We start from the raw sequence: 21,271 nt of genomic DNA, 5'->3' as shown, positions 1-21,271 counted from the left end.
TTTATTATAAAGGATTTCAGGAAAAAGGAAAAGCCATCCGCTGGGGATGGCCTCTCTGCTTTTAGGGCTTTGGAGTATATGTCCAAAGCCTGTTATGGTTTGAATTTTCCGGAAATCTATCTCCTGCCTTTAGCTTGACCATTTTCGGGTTCATCACACCATCTCCGGTTTCACCTATTTCGATATAAGCTCCATTATTCGGCGCCTTCTGTCCAGCACGAAACTGGCGATTTTGTCCCATCAGAAATTCCTCCTTCTATTTTGATTTGTTTTTATTAATCCCTTATATCGCTCCAGTTATAACGGAAATATTTAAAGTTTACTTTAAATCATTTCTTTGCATGAATTTCCTTTTTATAGTTAAATGAATGGTGTGCTGATTAATATTTGGAGGATTATTAAATGACTGAAGAGCTTTATTTGATATTAAAATACTTGTTTCTTGGATTATTTCAGGGTCTTACAGAGCCGATTCCTATTTCCTCAAGCGGCCACCTGGAAATTGCGGAATATTTTTTAGGTCTTGAGATTGAGGGAATGAGCTTCTCTCTCCTGGTGAATACTGCCTCCCTTTTTGCTGTGCTGCTCATTTATCGCGAGGATATTCTTCGTCTCATTAAAAATGGACTAGTGTATGTTACAACTAAAGATGAAAGGGCAAAAGCTGATTTTCGATTTATTATCTACCTAATTATCGGGACAATTCCTGCTGGTGTGATTGGGGTTCTTTATGAAGATTTTATCGATGCCCACCTAGCTTCTATTAAGACCGTTGGCATTACCCTGTTAGTCACAGGTTTAGCACTTTGGCTTATTCGAAATATGCGCGGCGGCAAGAGCGATGCAGATATGACCATTAAAGATGCAGTGATTGTTGGTATCGCTCAAGCGGTAGCGCTTATTCCTGGAATCAGCAGGTCAGGGGCAACCATTGTTGCTGCAATGAGCCTGGGAATGAAACAAGAAACAGCCTTACGCTTCTCCTTTTTGCTGTACATACCAGTCAGCGTTGGGGGTATGCTGTTAGGTTTCAATGATATACTAAGGGACCCGCATCTAACAGAGCTGGCCTTGCCTTATGCTTTGGCCTTTATTGCATCCTTAATCGCTTCTTATTTTTCCCTAAAATGGTTCATGAATATTATGGCCAAGGGCAACCTCGTTTATTTTGCAATTTATTGTTTCATTGTTGGGCCATTAGTTTACTTTTTATCCTAGGCTGTTTTCGTAAACTTTGTTGTTATTTCAAGAATGAAGTCACAGGTTTCACAACTCAGGCATAAACAACAAATCTTTTGGAAGAGCCTTGTCTTAAATGCTTAATTACCGCCAAAAGGGGTTCGGAAGGGAAGTATTCCGAACCCCTTTTGTATGTTTCAAGGACTTTTGTTTTCGATTACTAAATTCACCCTGGCACAGAAAACAGCTAACCTCCCCTCTCTGCTAATTGATTAGCGCGGAACAGATGGGACTACTCTAAAAAATCAGTAGGGTTAACAAAGTCTAAAACAAAAAACTGCAGGCAAACCCGACTTTTACGAGTTTGTCTACAGTCCAAAGTATTAGTCTTTTCTTTTTCTTTATATTAGCTTGCCTAACCTAACAATTGAACAAGCAAGGCCTTTTGAGCATGTAGCCTGTTCTCTGCCTGATCAAAAACAACTGAGTGGCTTCCATCCATAACTCCAGCTGAGACTTCTTCACCACGATGGGCTGGAAGGCAATGCATGAACAAAAAATCTTCCTTCGCATATTGAACAAGGTCCTCATTTATCTGGTAGTCTTGAAAGACCTCAATCCGCTTGGCATTTTCTGCCTCCTGACCCATGCTGGTCCAAACATCCGTGTATAAAATATCTGCTCCGGTAGCGGCTGAAACAGGATCAGTCGTTATGGTAATCTTTCCTCCAGTTTGGCTGGCGATCTCCTCACACAAGGATACTACGTCTTTATCAGGATGATACCCTTCTGGGGCTGCAATGCTGAACTCCATTCCCATTTTTGCACAGGCAACCATCAATGAATGGGCGACATTGTTTCCATCGCCTATATAGGTCAGCTGAAGACCTTTTAGTTCCCCTTTTTTCTCTACGATAGTCAGCAGGTCGGCAATCGCCTGACAAGGATGATATTTGTCTGTAAGCCCATTTATGACAGGTATATCAGCATTTTCAGCCAGTTCTTCCACCATTTTGTGGGAAAACGTTCGAATCATAATCCCGTCAACATATCTGGATAAGACCTTAGCGGTATCGGCAACCGTTTCCCCTCTCCCAATCTGAAGGTCATTGCTATTTAAATAAAGTGCATGGCCTCCCAGCTGCAGCATCCCTGTTTCAAATGATACCCTTGTTCTGGTAGAAGACTTCTCAAAAATCATTCCAAGTACCTTGCCCTTCAGCGGAAGGGCAGAATCATTTTGAAGCTTTTTATCTTTTAATATGATTGCTTCTTGAAGTAATTGATTTATTTCAGCAGGAGAATAATCCAACAGTGTTAAAAAATCATTACTTTTCATTTTGGCTTCTGCTGCTTTCGCTGTGTTCATCGAACAACCACATCCTCTCTAAGTTCCTTAAGCCACTCTCCCATTGGCTTAACCTCCCAGCTTGTCGTTCTCAAGCTGCTTAAGAAGGCTTTAAGTGTTTCTTTTTCCGAGAATGTAATCAGTCGTCTTTGCGCTGCATTCCCCCTGGCCTCTCTATCAATATCCGTCATCTCTGTACTATATAAGCCGATCACATTTTTATCACTTAATATGCCTTCTTTATATGGAGCAAAAATGACCCCTGTTTCCTCAGCAAGTCTAACAAGATCATTAGGCATAGCTTTGTCTGTAAAAACAACCGTTCTGCCGGTCTTGTTGCCAATTAAGGAATGAAACGACTTCCTTAATGCTTCCTCAACTGTTGCTGCAACACTAATTCCTTCACCGGTGGACTTCATGACAGGTCCTGTTTTTGGATCAAGACCCATTAAGGCATAGTTAGAAAACACCGGATGCTTAATGCATGAATAAGGTAGAGGCAATGGTGTCAACGGGTACGAATAATCATTCGACAAAAAATATTTCCCGAGCAATATTTTTGTTGCAATTTGAACTATTGGAACCCCGGTCACTTTACTCACGATCGGCATCGACCGGCTGGAGCGCGGATTTACTTCAAGCACCAAGACTTCTTCCCCATCAATAATAAACTGTATGTTCATTAGACCTTTATAGTTAATTTCTTTAACAATCTTTTCTGCATAATCTAGCATTTTTTGTTTAATTTCGTCTGAAAAACTGCGAGCTGGTATTAAACAAATACTGTCACCTGAATGAACGCCTGTTTTTTCTATGTGTTCAATAATGGCAGGCACTAACGTGTTCTTACCATCTGCAACAAGGTCTAGCTCAGCTTCCATGGCTTGCAGGTATTGATCTATTAAAACGGGATAAGTAATAGAGCCTTCACCAAGCATGGCCTTTAAAGCTGTTTCCTCATTTATAATCCTCATCCCTTGGCCTCCAATTACATAAGAAGGTCTCACAAGAATAGGATAACCAGCCATCTTTGCCGCATTAAGTAGTTCTTCGTCATTTGCTGCAGTATATCCCTTAACACGTGGTATATTTAATCGATCTAAAAGCTGATAAAATAAATCTCTATCCTCAAAAAGATCAATTGTTTTGGAACTAGTACCCAATAGAGTAATTCCATTTCGCTCTAGTTCCTCTGCTAAATTTAATGCTGTTTGTCCCCCTAACTGGACAATTGCTTCAGATAAGCCCTCTTGTTCAATAACATTTAAAATTTCCTCAACACAAAGCGGTTCAAAATATAAGCGATCAGCAATAGCAAAATCCGTGCTGACAGTTTCTGGGTTATTGTTAATCATAATTGTTTCTACATTTTGATCCTTTAGGGCAAATACGCCATGAACTGAACAATAATCAAATTCTATTCCCTGACCAATACTGATCGGACCGCTGCCAATAACTAGAACTTTTCTCTTGTTTGTCGTTATCGCTTCATTCTCGCCACGATAGCTAGAATAATAATAATTTGATTCGGATTTAAATTCCGCCGCACAAGTATCTACCATCTTAAAAGAAGGAACCACACCGAGCTGTTTACGTAACACCCGAATCTCTTGTTCACTGACTGCCCATTCAGCCGCTAGATAAGAATCGCTAAATCCAAGCTCTTTAATATGCTGCATTTCTGTTTTGGAAACTGTTTCGGAACTTAACTCTGTAATATCCGATTCAGCCTTAATGAGTTTCTCAAAATAGGTTAAGAAAAACAGATCTATCTGTGTTTTTTGATGAAGTTCGTTTATCGATACACCTTTACGCATCATTTCAAGGATAATAAAGAACCGTTCATCGGTCTGCATGCTAAGGCTTGATTCAAGCTCAGATACTGTTTTATCTTTTAACGTGTCCAGCTTAAGGCCTGTCAATTTAATATTCAGTGACCGAACTGCTTTTTGGAGAGCCCTCTCGAAATTACGGTCAATTCCCATTACCTCCCCGGTTGCTTTCATTTGAGTCCCTAACGTCCGGTTAACTTCCGGGAACTTTTCAAAAGGCCACTTTGGAAACTTAACGACTAAATAGTCTAGGGCCGGCTCATAGCTGGCATACGTGTTTCCAGTAACTGGATTTTTAAGTTCAGAAAGCTGATACCCAATCGCCAGCTTTGCAGCCATTCTTGCAATTGGGTATCCAGTTGCCTTAGAGGCCAAAGCAGACGAGCGGCTCACCCTTGGATTAACTTCAATCAGGTAATACTGTTTACTTTTTGGATCAAGAGCAAATTGAATATTACAGCCACCGACAATTCCCAAAGCGGATATGATTTTCAAAGCGGAAGACCGCAGCATATGATAGTCCCTGTCAGTCAGTGTCTGAGAAGGTGCGACAACTATTGAATCGCCTGTGTGGATACCCACGGGATCAATGTTTTCCATATTACATACTGCAATACATGTCCCCATTTCATCGCGCATCATTTCGTATTCAATTTCTTTAAAACCCGCTATGCTTTTCTCGATCAGGCACTGGCTAATTGGGCTTTCCCGCAATCCGCCTTCAACAAGGGCTGTCAGACTTTCCAAGGAATGGGCGATCCCTCCACCTGAGCCACCTAATGTGTATGCAGGCCTCACAATAACTGGTAGACCGACCTGGACCGCAAACTGTACAGCACTTTCAATTGATTGAACAACACTGCTGTCAGGCACAGGCTCACCAAGCTGATTCATCAAATCACGAAAGGCTTCTCTGTCTTCACCCTGCTTGATTGAGTCAATGGAAGTACCAAGCACCTTCACTCCATACTTTTCTAAAACACCTGCTTCATTAAGTTGAAAAGCCATATTTAAGCCTGCTTGACCCCCTAATGTTGCGAGCAAGCCATCCGGACGCTCACGATCAATGATCTTTTCGAGGCTGTCTAAAGTTAACGGTTCAAAATAGACGGCATCTGCAAATAAATCATCTGTCATAACCGTGGCTGGATTATTATTAACGAGTATTACTCGGTAACCTTCTTCTTTTAATGCAATACAGGCTTGCGTTCCTGCATAATCAAATTCTGCAGCCTGGCCGATAACAATCGGCCCTGATCCTACTACTAGTATTGATTTTATACTTATATCCTTAGGCATAGCTTACCGAACTCCCGCTGTTAATTTTTATTGTGTCGATAAATTCCGTGAAAATTACTCCGCTTTCTTCAGGACCCGGATGGGCTTCTGGGTGAAACTGCACAGTCTGCAATGGCAGTGAAACATGCGATAAACCTTCTACTGTCTGATCGTTGCAATTGAAATACCTTACTTCCAAACCAGTTCCCTGAAGGCTAGTTTCATCAACTACATAACTATGATTTTGGGATGACATAAAAACTTTATTTCCCTTCAAATCATGAATTGGCTGATTTGCCCCCCTGTGTCCAAACAGCATCCGTTTAGTATTGCCTCCTAATGCTAGAGCTGCAAGCTGATGCCCCAGGCAAATACCAAGGACTGGATAACTTTGAATAACCTGCTTAACTGTTTTAAGATAATCGGTTAAGTCTTTCGGATCTCCTGGTCCATTAGATAAAACAATACCGTCCGGCTGGAGAGCGGAAATTTGTTGGAATGAAAAATGATAAGGAACCAGAATCACCTGACAATCTTGCTCCACCAGTGAATCAATAATCGACTGTTTACAGCCATAATCCATAACTACAACGCGAAAGTCACCGTTTCCATAGGTCACAGGTTTACTTACAGAAACGTCAGCCACCTTTAAACCTCTAGGCAATACGAATGTGGAGTCAACTTCTTCAGTAGACGCGAGAACAGCGGGCATTGAACCATGTTCTCTGATTCCTTTTACAAGGGCCCGAGTATCAACTGCCCCAAGCAAAGGGATATCCCACTTTTCCAGGTATTCCTGCAGTGACCAAGCGGATTGATAATGAGATGGCACAGGGCTTAACTCATATACGATAACTCCAGCTACATAAGGACGCTTGCTCTCAAAGTCCTCTTTATTTATCCCGTAGTTCCCGATTAACGGATACGTAAATACAACAATTTGATCTTTATAAGAAGGGTCTGTTAAAACCTCCTGATACCCGGTCATACCAGTAAAAAAGACGATTTCCCCTGTCACTTCTTTTTCAATAGGCTTATTAAGCCACGTTCCTTCAAACGATTTACCATTTTCTAAATGGAGATATCCGCTCATATTACACCTCTTACACCGTATATTTATTTTTACTAACTAATATTTATGCACCGCATTTCAAAATTATACAGCCTATACGGCTGTAACTGAATGCAGTTTTATCGTTTCCTTTAATATCTCAATTGCTTTGACTATCTCTTCTTTTGAAACTGTAAGTGGCGGCAGCAGCCGAATTACATTCTCACCGGCTGGTAATACCAAAAGGTTTTTATCCCGGAGTTTCTTTAAAATAGGCTGAATATCTATGTTCATTTCAATACCTACCATCATTCCCAGGCCTCTAATTTCATTGACTGATTCAAGTCCAGCCAAATTTTTCTCAGCAAGTTGGGTCATATAAACACCTTTTTCTGTTACTTCGCTAAGAAAATCTTCCTGAAACACTGATTCCATTGTAGCAATTGCCGCTGCGACCGAAACTGGGTTTCCTCCAAATGTTGATCCATGGCTTCCCGCTCCAAAAAATTCGCCAAGACCTGATTTTCCGATTACCGCTCCAATTGGAAGCCCGCTTCCAAGTCCTTTAGCCACGGTTACAATATCAGGTTTGATACCGAAATGCTGATAGGCAAACGGCTTTGCAGTCCGGCCGATCCCTGTCTGAATTTCATCAATAATTAAAAGTGCACCGTATTTCTTGCAGGCCTTTTCAATCGAGTGAAGGAATTCCTGTCCTGCGATGTGGATTCCTCCTTCTCCCTGGACAATTTCCAGCATTACCGCGGCAGTATCTTTTTCAATTTCATTTTCGAAAGCTTTCAGATCGTTAAACGGTAGATGAACAAATTCTTTAAGCATTGGCCCAAATCCTTGCTTAATTTTCTCCTGCCCTGTAGCAGCCATTGCTCCAAACGTGCGTCCATGAAAGGATTGGTTAAATGTGATGATTTTGGACTTTCCTGTCGCCTTTTTTGCTAGTTTGATAGCCGCTTCATTTGCTTCCGCTCCACTATTCGCAAAAAACACTAAATCTAATGCTGCCGCTTCAGCTAAAAGTTTTGCAGCTTGTTCCTGAATGCCCTGCTCAAACAAATTGGATACATGCCAAAACCTGCCTAGTTGATCTACAATTGCTTCTTCGACATTTTTTGGCCGGTGCCCAAGATTGCACACCCCAATACCAGATGTAAAATCAAGATATTCCCGGCCTTCCTTATCCGTTACAACTGTCCCTGATGCAGTTACCGGTTCAACCTCCCAACGTTTATAGGTAGGAAATAAGTGGCTCATTTTGATATCTCCTCTTCTTGAAGAATAGTCGTTCCTTGCCAGGATCCCTTGGAATAAAACGAGGCTTTACCTGAAACAATCATTACCTTTTCTAGGCCCTGGTTAACAGCTGAAACTGAAGAATCAACTTTAGGAATCATGCCTCCTGAGATGTCACCTGATTCTATCAGTCCTTGTATCTCCCCAACTGAAAGCTGCTTGGCAATTGTCCCATTAATGATTACACCATCAACATTTGTAACAAATACGCACCGTTCCGATTGTAGCGCACTTGCAATTGATGCTGCCGCATAGTCAGCATTAACGTTTACCTTTCTGCCGTCCTCTGTCACAGCAACAGGGGTAATCACAGGAATATATCCCTGGTCAAGTAACATGTAGATTGCCGAAATATTCACTCTATTTATCTGTCCTACAAGTCCCAGTTCTTTTTCTTCAATAAGTTCTGCCTGCAGGCATTTCCCATCGCTTCCGTTTAATCCAAAGGCTTGCAATCGATTTATATCAAGTAAGTGAACAAGCTGTCTATTGGTTTGGCCAGATAGCACCATTTCAACAACTTCCATAGTCTTCTCGCAGGTCACTCTCATGCCCTTATGAAACTTAGAGGGAATATTATGGACTGTCAGCATTGCATTTATGGCTGGGCCGCCTCCGTGAACGATTACTGGATGAAAGCCTTCTTGTATTAAAGCATGGATTCCTGAGAAAAATTCGGTAGACAAATCATCCAAAACACTGCCGCCGCACTTGATTACAATAGTTCTCAACTTTAGCACCCCTAAGTCCGATAACTCGCGTTTATTTTTACGTAATCATAGCTGAGATCACAGCCCCAAGCCTTACCCTGTCCCTTACCTACATTGAGGTTCACAGAAATTAAAACTTCTTCTTTTTGTAAATATTCAAGCGCGGCCTCTTCAGAGAATGCTATTGGTTCACTTTTATCCAGCATTGAAATATTTCCGATGGAGATATCAACCGTATCAGGATTCACATGTGCGTCGCTTTGCCCTACTGCTCCAATAATTCTGCCCCAGTTTGCATCGGCTCCGTAAACAGCTGTTTTCACAAGAGAGGAGCCTACGATTTGCTTGGCTACTGTTTGAGCTTCTTTATCGTTTTTAGCACCTGTAACATTAACTTCAATTAACTTCGTAGCGCCTTCTCCATCCCTTGCGATCTGTTTTGCCAAAGACTCACAGCTTTTCTCCAATAGTTTCACAAAGATCGGCCAGTCTGAGTGTTCAGGATTCAATTCTTCATTTTGAGCGGCCCCATTTGCCAGTACTAGAACCATATCATTCGTAGAACTGTCACCGTCGACCGTAATTTGATTGAACGTCTGATTTGTCACTTCCTTCAGAGCCAAGGATAGATGATTAGTAGAAATAGCTGCATCAGTCGTTAAGAACCCAAGCATCGTTGCCATATTCGGATGAATCATTCCTGATCCCTTAGCTGTACCGCCTATTGTAACCTTCTTTCCACCAATTTCAGCAGAAAAACAAGCGGCTTTCATGACGGTGTCTGTTGTTAAAATAGCTGTTTGAAAATCCTCTGCGTTTACTTGCTCACCTGCTGGCTTGAGTTCGGAAATTCCTTTCTCGATCTTTTCCATCGGTAAAAATTCACCGATAACCCCGGTTGATGCAACAGCTACATAATGCTCCTTTATATTAAATTTCTGTGCTGTAAGGCTTCTCATTCTTAATGCGTCCTGGTAACCCTTCTGGCCTGTACAAGCATTGGCACACGCACTATTGACTATAACAGCCTGTATTAAGCCATCTTCGGCAATACTTTGCTGAGTGACTTTTAAAGGGGCCGCCTGAAAATGGCTGGTTGTATAAACAGCGGCACAGTTTGCAGGGTTCTCACTTATAATAATTCCTAAGTCCTGTTTGCTGTATCGCAGCTTTGCATGAGTACCTGCTGAGTGAAATCCTTTAGGTGTTAGAATCCCTCCCCCTTTTACTTCTTTTATATGAGCTGTTTCAGTTAGAGCCTGCATAATGGTCCTCCTTTATGGGTATAACGGTACAATTTCCAATCCGGTTGTCTCCGGCAGTCCATTCATAATATTCGCATTTTGGACCGCCTGGCCCGCCGCGCCTTTCATTAAATTATCAATGACAGACACTATTGTCAGCCGCCCTGTTCTAGAATCGGCATTAAGTCCGATGTCACAGTAGTTCGAGCCTGATACTTCTTTGACAGACGGATAAATTCCATTTTTTCTGATTCGGACAAATGGCTGATCCTTATATGTCTCTTTATAAAGATCAATTAAAGCAGCAGTATTAAGGTTATCGGTTAATTGAACGTACATCGTAGTCATAATCCCTCTGGTGATGGGAAGCAAGTGTGTATTAAATGTAATAGGGCCGCAACCCGAATTCCATAATTTCAGCTGCTGTTCTATTTCAGGAGTATGCTGATGTTCATTTACTTTATAGATTCGAAGGTTTTCATTTACTTCAGCAAACATCATCCCTTTTGAGAGGGACCTTCCTGCCCCGGATACACCTGTCTTGGCATCTATAATAATACTTGCAGGATTGATTACGTTTTGAATGGTTACAGGCGCCAATCCTAAAAGGGTCGCAGTTGGGAAACACCCAGGGTTCGCCACGAGTGTTGATTTTTGTATACTTTCTCGATTCCATTCACTCAACCCATAGACAGCTTTAGAAACCAAGGTTTCGGCTGCTGGCTCACGTTTATACCAGCTTTCATAATCTTCAGGATTTTTCAATCGGAGATCTCCTGATAAATCAACAACCTGTATGTTTTTATCAGCAAATGAAGCAGCCAATTTTCCAGATATACCTGATGGAGTCGCAAGGAAGACAATCTGGGATTGTTCGGCAATCTTTTCCGGATCGACTTTTTCAAGGCGTTTTTCAAAAATATCACTTAAATGCGGATACTCGTCAGAAATTGGCACCTCATCTCGTGTTGTATGAATAGAATGAATGGTGAAAATGGGGTGGTTCCTTAAAAGCCTGATAAGCTCTCCTCCACCATAGCCAGTTGTACCAATGATTGAGACCTTCATTTGTAGACTCCTTTCCACATAAACCAACTTATGCATATTTAATCATTTCTGTTTATAATTATAAGAAAATGTTCCTCTTATTATAGTAATGTCTTCCATGAAAATCAACCAATATTTTAATGTTCTGTGAACGATTTGTAGTTTTGTTGAAGTATTTGTACGATATCCAATATAATAATATTAAATAATCCCTATATTAATAGGGGTTCATTGTAAGGTTTTTTTAATTTACCCGACAACTCAACTAATGCCGGGCTAAGGCGTTTATTTAAAAAAATAATTTTTGCGTAACAACTTTAGTTAAAAAAGGTGGACGAATTGTCCGCCAAAAGGTGGTAACCTCATGCAGGCATCTCTTGCATTTTCATCCGCACTTAAAGAACTTTTACAAAGTGTTCACCATATACGCCAGGTTCAAAAAGGGACCTATTTATTCGATGAGGGAAGCATTGCTGATGAGCTTTATGTCGTTCAAAGCGGAAAAATCCAGATAAGTAAAGTCATTCCTGATGGAAGAGAATTAACAATGCGAATGTGCTCGCAGGGTGAGCTGATAGGTGAGATTAACCTCTTCAGCCCCGTTTTCACTCACTTCCTTAATGCCAGAGTAGTTGAAGCTGGAAGTGTTGCTGTCATAAAAAAGGATAAACTCGAAGAAATGCTTGCCATCAATAACGTGCTAGCTCTTGAGATGATAAAGTGGCTTTCTAATCAGTATAGGAGGACCCAAACAAAATTTCGTGATTTAGTTCTTCATGGAAAGAAAGGTGCACTAATTTCAACGTTAATCAGACTTTCCAACAGTTATGGGGTTCAATCTCCATCCGGCATCCAAATTGGTATCGCTTTGACTAACCAGGAGCTCGCTAATTTTTGCGGAACCTCGCGCGAAGTTGTGAACAGATTATTAAGTGATCTGAGAAGAAACAAGATTCTTCAGATTGATAAAGGGATTATCACAATCCTTGACTTACAATATCTTAAAGATGAGATTGAGTGTGAAAATTGCCCTGTTAGCATTTGTAATATTGAATAGGAAAGAAGTTTAATTTTTGCTTGTTTTGATTTTTCAAAAAAGGTGTCGCGAGAACTTTTCTCTCGACACCTTTTGTTTTTTTATCGTGCCGAGCTATTCTCGAAGTGAACCACTTTACTGTCGGAGCGGGCCGCTTCTCTTATCAGCTTCCCTTAGTGTCCGGAAGAGCACAAACTGGAGGCGCTGACAAAGAAGCGTTTTTTGCTATTGCTGGCGGGGGAGTCGCGGCCAAGTACTTACTTGAATTTTTAACAGTAAAAAATGGAGCCTTATAATTAGGCTCCATTGATCATTACACTATACTTATGATTGTGATAATAAATAATATAGATGCATTAGCTATTTCATATATTCCTAGCTTCATAATACCAAACGGCTTTCCATAAAAATAGACAGCCCGCCATAAGCTTGGAACGAAAGCTAAAGCTATTATTGGTTCACCAAGCAGCAACCACAGAAGCAGCACAAATGCATGAAAAACCCACGAAACCCATTTAAAGTTTATATTTTTCTTTTCTCTTATCATTGTCTTTACATAAAATGTACTTCCTGTAAAAAACAAAATTGAAGCGAAAAAGACTGTAATAGCTTCCGCCGTTAATGTTCCATTAGGGAGGTAGCTGCTCGCTAGCCCTGCAATTGCAAAAGCAAAAATTGCACTGAAATCATTTAAGAGTGCACGCTCTCGATTTTTGGCAGAGAAATAGGCATTTATTATAAAGAATGGGATCATCGCCACTCCGAATAGGACAATAGATGGCCGCGAAAACAACGGAATCAGAAACAATAGAACAGCTGGTACCATATAAATGATTGTCCACTTCATGTAAAAAGAGATTTTCTTCTTTTTAAAAAGCAGCAGCATCGGATAGGTTGCCAGGTAAAGAGACAACCAGCCCAAAAAAAATGGAATATGCTCCCACACAAAGCCTGTTGCGGCGGCACCAAGCCAAAAAGGGATAATCAGCATAGCCCAAGCACCATGCTGCTTTGGTAAAAATAACTTCATCATGACCACTCCCTGGAATTTGCTTAACTTCACTATAGATGATATTGGGTTTCCATTAAGTGAAACAGGTCACATTTTTTTCGGTTTAAACACTTATTCAAAAAATCGTCACAAAGCTTGTGTTGAACTATTCGGATCGGATCTGACTTAGTTACAAAACACCTGGCAATCAATTTGATTTCCCTGCAGGAAACAAAAGCTCAAACGCCTAGTCCTTCCACTCCAATTAAAACAGCAATAGCCAATGTGAACTGAAAATAAGAAAAAGCCGACTCTCCTTCATCTTTATGGAAGGGAATCGGCTTTTTCCTTTATTGTACAAACTGGCAGATTTTCAGCGGTCTTACTAAACTTTTATTTCTTATAAATTATGGGTGTTTTTTCACATAGGAAAGCTTTATTAAAACCTCCATCAAATAAAGATGAGGTTTAAATAAGTAAGCCACCTTATTCGTGAATGCCAAAATAAGCAAAAAGAAACACACAACAAAAAAGTGAACTTGAGAATAGATTGAGATATTCATTACTAATTCCATGTCCGGCTGAAGCAATACAAGACTCATTACCCATTGAAAAAGCCGAATAGGTTCATTGCTAAAAGCCGAGAATGCGACCATCGCAAAACCTGATAAGCAGGTCAGCACCAATAACCCTTTCAAAAGCTTGTTAATAAAGCAGCACGGATTAAAGTAGGATAAATCTTCTTCCGATAACGCCACTTCGTTATATTGCCAAACCAGCCCCATCCCGACAATCGCTAATACTGTATAAGGGAAAATTACCCAAATTACTATTGGCAGCATTTCCATCCATCCGTCACCCCAGCCTTGTCATTGAAACTAACACCCTATTCCAATCTACATTTTAGCCGGATGAATCCAATGACACAGTGACAAATGTCGCCTATATGTCTATTTTTTTACGATTTAATGTCGGACTTAATAAGAAGTTCTTCTTATGAATTATTCGTGCTCTTTACAAACGTGCAAACCCACTTATAGGCTCCTGGATCATCCATATGAAAAATTGGGATTGAATGGTTGACCTGCCTTACTTTTTCTTCCACTTTTTCTGAACGTACAAAAACAACCTGGATATTCCTCAATTTCTCTAATAAAGGCAAATCAAGCTCATCACGTATCAGAACGGCCTTTGGGTAATCTTCCTGTTTATGGCCTTCGATAAGGATTATATCCGTTTTAAAGAATGAAATAAGCTTTATTTTATCATTAAGGTTCAAATCTGCAGCTTCTGATTGCAACAGAACTCTTCCTGAACCTTCTACTAGTGATACAACAGCACCAGCAGCAAGATGCTTGCTAGAATCTTTATTTGCGACTACGTCCGGCTTGCCCCCGTGACCATGATGCTTAATGGTTGCAACTGTTAGGAGTTCCTCACTGAATGTTTGGATAAGCCTTTTGATAATCGTTGTTTTGCCGCTGTTTTGAAAACCAGCTACTTGAAAAATAACTGGTTCTACCAAGGCCACTCACTTCCTGTTTGGTCATCCAAACTCAGGACATCAACTTCCATACCCTGTTCAAAACCTCTTGTGCCGCCTGGGAGAATCATCAATGAATTGGCACCAGCAAGGCTCATAATAATATTAGACTTATCAAGACCGCTTGGAGCAACTGTAAGCCTTCCGTTTTCAATGGCTGCAGCACTCCTAACGAATCGAGTAAACGGATTCGCTTTCGGAAAAGAAGCATTTAAGATCGCTTTATCCTTGCGAAGATGAGGCTTAGCGGAATATAGCATCTTTTTAATAACAGGCCGGGCAAATAATTCAAAACCTACATAACAGGCAGATGGGTTTCCGGAAAGACCAAAGAGAAGTTTTCCATCGAGCTGGGCGACAGTAGTTACGCTGCCTGGCCGCATAGCTACTTTATTAAATAGTACTTCCGCTCCAAGTTTCTCATAAATCGCTGGCAAATAATCAAAGTCGCCAACAGAGACACCACCTGTTGTAATAAACAAATCAACTTCTTTCACAGCCTCTTTGACCGCTTCATAGCAAACATTAAAATCGTCGGCTAGTTGACCGAAGTATTTCACTTCCGCTCCAGCTCGTTCAATTTGAGCTGATATCATATAAGAATTGCTGTTACGTATCTTTCCTGGTTCAAGCGGTTCATGGACATCAAGCAGTTCAGTTCCAGTTGCATATAGACCAACAACAGGCTTTTTTGCTGCAGGTACCTCCGCGTAACCAAAAGTCGCCAGCATGGCCTGAATGCCAGGGTTAATCATCGTTCCTTTTTTTACGAGAATCTCCCCCGCTTTGGCATCCTCACCTCGATAAGAGACATTATCCCCTTTTTTATATGAACGTTTGATTGCCATATATTTAGTGCCGTCCTGCTCACCATCTTTTGCCAGCTCTAGCATAACGACAGCATCGGCCCCTTCTGGCATTTGCGCTCCAGTCATAATCCGTACTGCTTGAAAAGGACCAAGCTCTTTCGCAGAGACCATACCGGCTCCTATATGATCAACTACTTCAAACTTGACCGGGTTGTTTTGTGAAGCCTCATAGGTGTCAATGGACCTGATAGCATATCCATCATAAGGTGCCCTGTCAAAATGAGGGACATCGCTTGTTGCTGTTAAATCCTCCGCTAAGTGCCTTCCAAAGGTCTTTGTAATTGGTATGTACTCTAGTTTACCTGGCTTTTGATAGCGCATTACCTTCTCTACAGCTTCTCCCACTGAAATGGGAGTTCTTTTTTCCACCATATTCGTCACTCCAGTTAACAGGCTAATGTTTATTGTAATTATAAGGTTATATGAAAAGAGATAACATGACAAACTTCACAAACCATTTTTGCTTTGAAGACTTAATTAGAAAAAAAAAACCGATAAAAGTTGCAATGTGTGATTCATATCACCGGATTGGTTACTAGTATCCTTTATGCTGTAGTTAGAACCAATTAAACCTATTTGCCTAAAGGAGGCCATTAAAATGAACTTACCATTTACAGAATCTGCGTTAGTTCGTGATATTGTTAATCAATTCCCTAAGTCTAGTGATTTATTCAAACAAAATAGAATCGACTTTTGCTGTGGCGGAAATATTTCATTAAGTGAAGCTGCTGCTGAACGAGGAATTAATATTTCTCTGTTAATGGATGAGCTTGCTAGTTTATACGATAAAAATGCTAGCTTTCCTGAAAATCCTGAGGTGTGGACAGAAACCGATTCCGTAACTTTAATTGAGCATATTAAGGAAAAATACCATCGTTCTCTCGAAGAGGAATTACGATTATTAAGTCCTTATGTCACTAAAGTTGCAAGAGTTCACGGCGATCGCCGGCCAGAACTTTTAAAAGTATATGACCTGTTTTATGAGTTTAAAAAAGAACTCTTAGAACATACTTCAAAAGAAGAAGAAACAGTCTTCCCGATGCTGCTCCAGCTAGAGCATGCTAAAGGTTCTGAAAAGGAAGAAATGATTGCCTATATTCATGAACTAGAAAAAGAACATGACTATGCCGGTACATTGCTTAGACAATTGCGTGAAGTTACAAGTGACTTTAACCCGCCGTTAGATGCTTGCGGAACATATCGTCTAGTATACAAACGCCTGGAAACTCTCGAAGAAACAACATTTATGCATGTTCACTTAGAAAATAACATCCTCTTCCCTAGATATTTAGAGGCAGCTCCTGTATAACAAAATCAGCTAAAAAGGTGACAGGCACCATCCATTTTTTTGGATGGTGCCTGTCACCTTTATTGTTTATCCGCCGATATACGACATTTCAATTTTTTTTCGGTTAGCCCTAGTCTCTGCCGTCCGTTCATCAGAATACCGATCGCCACGATGATTCCAAATATCTGCTATTCTGCTGATTATCTGATCATCTGTTGCACCTTGTCTCATAAAGTCACGAATATCATGGCCATTTCCGTTAAAAAGACAAGTGAAAATCTGACCGTTCGCTGAAAGGCGGGACCTTGTACAGCTGGAGCAAAATGATTCTGACACAGAAGAGATAAACCCTACATTTGTATTCGTTCCTTTATAGCGGTACCGTTTGGCAACTTCACCATAATAAGCTGCGTCTACTGGTTCTATCTCGTATTGTTCTTGAAGGATGTCAAAAATCTGTTTCTTCGTAACGACATCATCCATTCTCCAACCATTAGTGCTGCCTACATCCATGTATTCAATATAACGGAGCTCGAGATCCTTTTGCTTGCAGAATTCAGCCATTGGAAGAATTTCAGAATCGTTTAAACCCCTTTTAACGACCATATTAAGCTTAACTCCCAAGCCTGCACTTTTCGCAGCGTCTATGCCAGCAATCACTGGCCCAACTCCTACATTTCTGCCATTAATGGAACCGAATAGCTCATCATTCAGACTATCGAGACTAATATTTACGCGCTTTAGTCCCGCTTCCTTCAGTTTATTGGCAAGCCTTGGCAGCAGCACGCCATTTGTTGTTAGTGCGATATCACGCAGGCCATCCAGTTCAGACAGCATTTTTACAAGCACAGGCAGGTCTTTACGAAGCAGAGGTTCCCCCCCTGTCAGACGAATCTTTTCCACGCCAAGCTGTACAAAGATCTTTGCAACCCTTTCAATTTCTTCATAGCTTAAAAGTTCACTCTTTGGAAGAAACGCGAAATCAGGACCAAAAACCTCTGCTGGCATACAGTATTGGCAACGGAAATTACAGCGGTCTATGACCGATATACGTAAGTCGCGAAGCGGTCTATTTAATTTATCATTAATAATTGTTTTATCCATTATAGTCAACTCCATCTAATTAGAAGTCCTTAGACATTCATTTTAGCAACGAACTGATTGAATTACTGTTAATATTCTCACATGCTTAAGAAACTGAAACGTGTTCTGTACTTGTCTTTATTACAACATAAAAAACTTGTAGATAGTGAAATTACAGGGAAATGTCATGAAGTTGTCATCAATAGAATTTATGGTTGGGGATGGCTGGTCTAGGTAATTTATTATCCTTTTTACACTGAATTACTGAGATAAATGTATATAGGCTCTGTGTTCACCCTTTTGCCAATCCATTTTTCTGAATCCCGGGCCGGCTTCTCTTGTTGCATGTTTCATAAATCTGTCACAGTTTAGCTTTAAGGTTTTTTGCTTTAAAATTGATCCAGAACCTTATTAAACTAAAGTTTTAAACTAGATCTCTCATAAAAAGATATTGGATATATGGGAAATTCGCTGCAACCTAATTATGACAACATTTCAACAACTCTTTTAATACTCTCCTTTTCTACTACCTCGGTGTTATTATTGGGTCAATAAATTAACCATAGGCTTCGGAAAATTAAAAGAGGAGGTTGATTCAAATGCAGCAAACAATTAAACCTACACAATCAATTGAAATAAAGGAATTACTTCAATTTGCAGATAGAACGCTCCATGTACAAAAAGGATCATTCATCTTTCAAGAGGGAATGGAAGCAACTGAATTGTACCTGATCGTTTCCGGAAAGGTGCAAATCAGTAAAGTTACCCAAGATGGCAGAGAACTGGCATTAAGAATTTGCGGTCAAAATGATATATGCGGAGAACTAACTTTGTTCACTGAATCTCCAAAGTATTTATTGAGCGCTCTCGTTTTAGAAGATGCGGAGGTTGTTGCCATTAAAAAAGATCTAATTGAGAGAGAAATTTTCCAGAACCCTGCACTTGCATTCGAATTTATGAAGTGGATGAGCGATCATTTCCGCAAGACCCAGACAAAATTCAGAGACCTTGTATTAAATGGAAAAAAGGGTGCACTTTTTTCAACGATCATTAGAATGACTAACAGCTATGGAATTATAAAGCACGGCGATATTTTAATTGATCTTCCTCTTACTAATCAGGAGCTTGCCAACTTTTGCGGAACTTCACGAGAAAGTACAAACCGCATTCTAAATGATTTAAAGCGAGAGGGCATTATCTCAGTAAAGAAAGGCAAAATCATGGTTCACGATTTGAACTATTTAAAAAAGGAAATCGATTGCGAAAACTGCCCAGCCATCTACTGCAGCATAGACTAAAAGAAAAGCAGAACCGACTGTCTAGAAACGAGCAAACTGGAGGCTCTGACAAAGAAGCGATTTGTGCTTCTGCCAGGGGAGCTGAAGTTTGCCGAGTTTCTAGGAGGCGAAGCTAGACAAGAAAAGCGGAAGCGCCATATTCAGCCCCGTCAAGCATAAGACAGGGCCTGAATGAAGGCGCTTTTTGCCTTCAGTAAGGGCATGGCTTATGACTCAAGGGGCTTGGCGCTGCAGCTAGACAAGAAAAGCGGAGCCGACTGAACAGGGGCGACAGGCATAAGGCGAGCGCTGACAGAAGGCGTATTTTGCCTTCCGAAGCGATTGACTTATGACCCCGAGCCCCTAGAAGGTGAAGCTAGACAAGAAAAGCAGAGCCGTAAAACTCAAGGCTAATCGGCCTGTTCTTGTAATCATAGTTTTTTTATAAAAATGACTGTAGACAAATTCTAGCTTCTTCGAGTTTGCCTACAGCCTGGGAGCGGAATAAATTTTCCCTCCTTTTTTTTATAATTGTTTTTCTTTTCTCATTGCTTTAGGGACATATACACAAAATGGTTCGCTCTCCATATAGTCACCTGTCATTGCATAAGCACGCGATCTAGAGCCTCCACACACATATCTAAATTCACATACACCGCATTTCCCTTTGTACTCATCTGGGTTCCTCAAAGATTTAAAAATTGGGGACTCTCGATAGATCTCTCCAAGTGGCTGTTCCCTTACATTTCCTGCTTTGACAGGAAGAAGTCCGCTGGGATAAACATCTCCTACGTGCGAAATAAACACGAACCCATTGCCATCATTAACTCCTTTTGGTGCTCTTCCTAATCCATCAATCGAGCCAGTCAGCCCTTCTTTTGTCAACGCATCCAAATATTCAATTTCCGCTACTTGTTCCTTAGCTTCGCGCATTTTTTGCTGAATAACTACTCTTCGGTAATGCTGGGCAGCTGTAGTTTTAATATCAAACTTTACACGCTTGCTTAAATCATAGAGCCATTTGAACACTTTTTCATGCTCTACTGGAGAAATCATATCTTTTTCCTGTCCTCTTCCCGTCGGTACCAGGAAAAACACACTCCAAAGGACACAATTAAGATCTTCGATTACTTTTGCCATCTCTTCTAAATAATCATAGTTATAACGAGATATGACCGTATTTATCTGAATTGGAATTTCGAGCTCATGCAAATACTTTATCCTTTCAATGGTAAGATCAAAGGACCCATCGGTACCACGGAAATGATCATGTATTTCAGCTGTTGGCCCATCGAGACTGAAGGCCCAGCGAGACAGCCCTACTTCCTTCGCTTTTTCAATTGCTTCCTTCGTGACATTCGGTGTTGCGCTTGGAGTCATCGATACACGTACACCCTTTTTCACTGCATATGCTGCAATATCAAAAACGTCCTGTCGCATTAGTGGGTCTCCCCCTGTAAAAACTAACAGTGGATTATTCATCTCATATATTTGATTAATGAGTACTTTTCCTTCTTCGAATGATAGTTCACGCGGATCTCTTCTATACTGAGCTTCGGCGCGGCAGTGTAAGCATTTTAACTGGCAGGCCCGTGTAAGCTCCCAGATGACAATAAATGGATTCTCATTAAAATCTCTTGAAAACATATGTTGCCCCTCCTATATTTAATCTCTAATTTAAGTATAGGAGGTTTTACAATATAGATAAGTGAACTATCTCACAACAACAGCTCTCATTTAAGTCAACCTTTACAATTTTGTGACTTACTCTAGTCAGGTTCAGAGAACGCAAAAAAACAACAGCCTCTTTCATTCCAGGCTGTTGTTCCCTTTAAGCAATAGTTATCACTTCATATTTGGCAGCAAGTTCGATAAAGTCTCCCATGCCGCTGATCTTTCCTGCTGTTAATTTTTCTGCAAGACCATAATAGTCAACACATGTTTTGCATGCTAATATCTCTGTACCCTTTAACTCAAGTTCCTTCAAATGAACAGAAGCAAACGATTCATCTGTTAAAGTGAATACGCCTCTGTTCATAAAAAAGACGGCTTTGGGAAGGTCTTCCCTCTGTTTCAACAAAGTAAAAAACGTTTCAAGAACACCTTCCCCTAGCTCTTTGTCCCCTTTACCGAGTTGATCGGAGCTTACCAAAATTACTTTGTTTTTCATGTTTCTCCTCCAAG

The 21,271-nt window shown here is 40.6% G+C and carries 20 protein-coding genes; 5 read left to right on the top strand and 15 right to left on the bottom strand.

Features of this window, described 5'->3' with window-relative positions; genetic code table 11:
- Nucleotides 1-61: 61 nt before the first annotated feature.
- Nucleotides 62-241: a YjzC family protein gene (locus HRJ06_RS06865; protein ID WP_174730862.1), complete on the bottom strand. Its 180-nt coding sequence runs from the start codon at nt 239-241 to the stop codon at nt 62-64.
- A gap of 161 nt (nt 242-402) precedes the next feature.
- Between HRJ06_RS06865 and HRJ06_RS06860 the strand changes: the two genes are divergently transcribed.
- Entirely contained in the window at nt 403-1,218 is an 816-nt protein-coding gene (locus HRJ06_RS06860) for an undecaprenyl-diphosphate phosphatase (RefSeq protein ID WP_174730860.1), read from the top strand.
- Between the two features lie 376 nt (nt 1,219-1,594).
- Here the strand turns inward: HRJ06_RS06860 and argF are convergent, their stop codons facing one another.
- The 7 genes from argF to argC form a co-directional block, all read right to left on the bottom strand.
- Nucleotides 1,595-2,548 carry an ornithine carbamoyltransferase gene (gene argF, locus HRJ06_RS06855; RefSeq protein WP_174730857.1) on the bottom strand — a complete coding sequence of 318 codons (954 nt, stop codon included), beginning with the start codon at nt 2,546-2,548 and terminating at the stop codon, nt 1,595-1,597.
- Complete coding sequence (locus HRJ06_RS06850) at nt 2,545-5,658, bottom strand: carbamoyl phosphate synthase large subunit (RefSeq protein ID WP_174730854.1); 3,114 nt, start codon at nt 5,656-5,658, stop codon at nt 2,545-2,547. Before HRJ06_RS06850 ends, argF begins: the two co-directional genes overlap by 4 nt.
- Nucleotides 5,651-6,730 carry a carbamoyl phosphate synthase small subunit gene (locus HRJ06_RS06845; protein ID WP_174730851.1) on the bottom strand — a complete coding sequence of 360 codons (1,080 nt, stop codon included), beginning with the start codon at nt 6,728-6,730 and terminating at the stop codon, nt 5,651-5,653. The genes HRJ06_RS06850 and HRJ06_RS06845 overlap by 8 nt, the downstream gene beginning before the upstream one ends.
- A 72-nt stretch (nt 6,731-6,802) precedes the next feature.
- Nucleotides 6,803-7,960, bottom strand: a complete 1,158-nt coding sequence (locus HRJ06_RS06840) for an acetylornithine transaminase (protein ID WP_174730848.1) — start codon at nt 7,958-7,960, stop codon at nt 6,803-6,805.
- Nucleotides 7,957-8,739 carry an acetylglutamate kinase gene (gene argB / locus HRJ06_RS06835; protein ID WP_338421060.1) on the bottom strand — a complete coding sequence of 261 codons (783 nt, stop codon included), beginning with the start codon at nt 8,737-8,739 and terminating at the stop codon, nt 7,957-7,959. The genes HRJ06_RS06840 and argB overlap by 4 nt, the downstream gene beginning before the upstream one ends.
- A 2-nt stretch (nt 8,740-8,741) precedes the next feature.
- Nucleotides 8,742-9,974, bottom strand: a complete 1,233-nt coding sequence (gene argJ, locus HRJ06_RS06830) for a bifunctional ornithine acetyltransferase/N-acetylglutamate synthase (RefSeq protein WP_174730842.1) — start codon at nt 9,972-9,974, stop codon at nt 8,742-8,744.
- A gap of 12 nt (nt 9,975-9,986) precedes the next feature.
- The gene (gene argC / locus HRJ06_RS06825; protein WP_174730839.1) at nt 9,987-11,021 is read right to left on the bottom strand and encodes an N-acetyl-gamma-glutamyl-phosphate reductase; all 1,035 of its coding nucleotides are present in this window, start codon (nt 11,019-11,021) and stop codon (nt 9,987-9,989) included.
- Between the two features lie 343 nt (nt 11,022-11,364).
- On the opposite strand from argC, the gene HRJ06_RS06820 reads away from it, so the two are divergent.
- Together HRJ06_RS06820 and HRJ06_RS06815 are read left to right on the top strand one after the other, a co-directional pair.
- Nucleotides 11,365-12,057, top strand: coding sequence for a Crp/Fnr family transcriptional regulator (locus HRJ06_RS06820; protein ID WP_174730836.1), 693 nt, complete (start codon nt 11,365-11,367; stop codon nt 12,055-12,057).
- 104 nt (nt 12,058-12,161) lie between these two features.
- Nucleotides 12,162-12,332: a hypothetical protein gene (locus HRJ06_RS06815; RefSeq protein WP_174730833.1), complete on the top strand. Its 171-nt coding sequence runs from the start codon at nt 12,162-12,164 to the stop codon at nt 12,330-12,332.
- Nucleotides 12,333-12,349: 17 nt separating this feature from the next.
- Here the strand turns inward: HRJ06_RS06815 and HRJ06_RS06810 are convergent, their stop codons facing one another.
- The 4 genes from HRJ06_RS06810 to HRJ06_RS06795 all read right to left on the bottom strand — a co-directional run bounded on the left by HRJ06_RS06810 (nt 12,350) and on the right by HRJ06_RS06795 (nt 15,811).
- Complete coding sequence (locus HRJ06_RS06810) at nt 12,350-13,066, bottom strand: YwiC-like family protein (RefSeq protein ID WP_174731167.1); 717 nt, start codon at nt 13,064-13,066, stop codon at nt 12,350-12,352.
- A gap of 368 nt (nt 13,067-13,434) precedes the next feature.
- Nucleotides 13,435-13,875 (bottom strand): respiratory nitrate reductase subunit gamma, encoded by a 441-nt coding sequence (locus HRJ06_RS06805; RefSeq protein WP_174730830.1) that lies wholly within the window; start codon nt 13,873-13,875, stop codon nt 13,435-13,437.
- Between the two features lie 146 nt (nt 13,876-14,021).
- Nucleotides 14,022-14,558, bottom strand: coding sequence for a molybdopterin-guanine dinucleotide biosynthesis protein B (gene mobB / locus HRJ06_RS06800; protein WP_422392715.1), 537 nt, complete (start codon nt 14,556-14,558; stop codon nt 14,022-14,024).
- Nucleotides 14,546-15,811 (bottom strand): molybdopterin molybdotransferase MoeA, encoded by a 1,266-nt coding sequence (locus HRJ06_RS06795; RefSeq protein ID WP_174730824.1) that lies wholly within the window; start codon nt 15,809-15,811, stop codon nt 14,546-14,548. Before HRJ06_RS06795 ends, mobB begins: the two co-directional genes overlap by 13 nt.
- Before the next feature lie 226 nt (nt 15,812-16,037).
- Between HRJ06_RS06795 and ric the strand changes: the two genes are divergently transcribed.
- Nucleotides 16,038-16,748: an iron-sulfur cluster repair di-iron protein gene (ric, locus tag HRJ06_RS06790; protein WP_174730822.1), complete on the top strand. Its 711-nt coding sequence runs from the start codon at nt 16,038-16,040 to the stop codon at nt 16,746-16,748.
- A 66-nt stretch (nt 16,749-16,814) separates the two neighbouring features.
- On the opposite strand, the gene moaA is transcribed toward ric, so the two are convergent.
- Nucleotides 16,815-17,831, bottom strand: a complete 1,017-nt coding sequence (gene moaA / locus HRJ06_RS06785) for a GTP 3',8-cyclase MoaA (protein WP_174730819.1) — start codon at nt 17,829-17,831, stop codon at nt 16,815-16,817.
- Between the two features lie 578 nt (nt 17,832-18,409).
- On the opposite strand from moaA, the gene HRJ06_RS06780 reads away from it, so the two are divergent.
- Nucleotides 18,410-19,108 carry a Crp/Fnr family transcriptional regulator gene (locus HRJ06_RS06780; protein ID WP_174730816.1) on the top strand — a complete coding sequence of 233 codons (699 nt, stop codon included), beginning with the start codon at nt 18,410-18,412 and terminating at the stop codon, nt 19,106-19,108.
- A 504-nt stretch (nt 19,109-19,612) separates the two neighbouring features.
- Here the strand turns inward: HRJ06_RS06780 and HRJ06_RS06775 are convergent.
- Both HRJ06_RS06775 and HRJ06_RS06770 read right to left on the bottom strand, forming a co-directional pair.
- Nucleotides 19,613-20,734 carry a TIGR04053 family radical SAM/SPASM domain-containing protein gene (locus HRJ06_RS06775; RefSeq protein WP_174730814.1) on the bottom strand — a complete coding sequence of 374 codons (1,122 nt, stop codon included), beginning with the start codon at nt 20,732-20,734 and terminating at the stop codon, nt 19,613-19,615.
- A gap of 184 nt (nt 20,735-20,918) precedes the next feature.
- Entirely contained in the window at nt 20,919-21,257 is a 339-nt protein-coding gene (locus tag HRJ06_RS06770) for a DsrE family protein (RefSeq protein WP_174730812.1), read from the bottom strand.
- Nucleotides 21,258-21,271 lie beyond the last annotated feature (14 nt).

Origin of the sequence: Mesobacillus harenae (genome assembly GCF_013343715.1) — a bacterium.
GTDB lineage: Bacteria > Bacillota > Bacilli > Bacillales > Cytobacillaceae > Mesobacillus_A > Mesobacillus_A harenae.
Note: the sequence above shows the minus strand (reverse complement) of the source record. Positions and strands in the feature narration are given on the sequence as shown.

What these genes read in the sequence shown, in the direction of transcription:
- HRJ06_RS06795 (WP_174730824.1), bottom strand. Translation starts at nt 15,811, where the DNA reads ATGGTGGAAAAAAGAACTCCCATTTCAGTGGGAGAAGCTGTAGAGAAG.
- HRJ06_RS06780 (WP_174730816.1), top strand. Translation starts at nt 18,410, where the DNA reads ATGCAGCAAACAATTAAACCTACACAATCAATTGAAATAAAGGAATTA.
- HRJ06_RS06820 (WP_174730836.1), top strand. Translation starts at nt 11,365, where the DNA reads ATGCAGGCATCTCTTGCATTTTCATCCGCACTTAAAGAACTTTTACAA.
- HRJ06_RS06775 (WP_174730814.1), bottom strand. Translation starts at nt 20,734, where the DNA reads ATGTTTTCAAGAGATTTTAATGAGAATCCATTTATTGTCATCTGGGAG.
- HRJ06_RS06805 (WP_174730830.1), bottom strand. Translation starts at nt 13,875, where the DNA reads ATGGAAATGCTGCCAATAGTAATTTGGGTAATTTTCCCTTATACAGTA.
- argF (WP_174730857.1), bottom strand. Translation starts at nt 2,548, where the DNA reads ATGAACACAGCGAAAGCAGCAGAAGCCAAAATGAAAAGTAATGATTTT.
- HRJ06_RS06770 (WP_174730812.1), bottom strand. Translation starts at nt 21,257, where the DNA reads ATGAAAAACAAAGTAATTTTGGTAAGCTCCGATCAACTCGGTAAAGGG.
- HRJ06_RS06810 (WP_174731167.1), bottom strand. Translation starts at nt 13,066, where the DNA reads ATGAAGTTATTTTTACCAAAGCAGCATGGTGCTTGGGCTATGCTGATT.
- argC (WP_174730839.1), bottom strand. Translation starts at nt 11,021, where the DNA reads ATGAAGGTCTCAATCATTGGTACAACTGGCTATGGTGGAGGAGAGCTT.
- HRJ06_RS06860 (WP_174730860.1), top strand. Translation starts at nt 403, where the DNA reads ATGACTGAAGAGCTTTATTTGATATTAAAATACTTGTTTCTTGGATTA.
- ric (WP_174730822.1), top strand. Translation starts at nt 16,038, where the DNA reads ATGAACTTACCATTTACAGAATCTGCGTTAGTTCGTGATATTGTTAAT.
- argJ (WP_174730842.1), bottom strand. Translation starts at nt 9,974, where the DNA reads ATGCAGGCTCTAACTGAAACAGCTCATATAAAAGAAGTAAAAGGGGGA.
- moaA (WP_174730819.1), bottom strand. Translation starts at nt 17,831, where the DNA reads ATGGATAAAACAATTATTAATGATAAATTAAATAGACCGCTTCGCGAC.
- HRJ06_RS06865 (WP_174730862.1), bottom strand. Translation starts at nt 241, where the DNA reads ATGGGACAAAATCGCCAGTTTCGTGCTGGACAGAAGGCGCCGAATAAT.
- HRJ06_RS06845 (WP_174730851.1), bottom strand. Translation starts at nt 6,730, where the DNA reads ATGAGCGGATATCTCCATTTAGAAAATGGTAAATCGTTTGAAGGAACG.
- HRJ06_RS06850 (WP_174730854.1), bottom strand. Translation starts at nt 5,658, where the DNA reads ATGCCTAAGGATATAAGTATAAAATCAATACTAGTAGTAGGATCAGGG.
- HRJ06_RS06840 (WP_174730848.1), bottom strand. Translation starts at nt 7,960, where the DNA reads ATGAGCCACTTATTTCCTACCTATAAACGTTGGGAGGTTGAACCGGTA.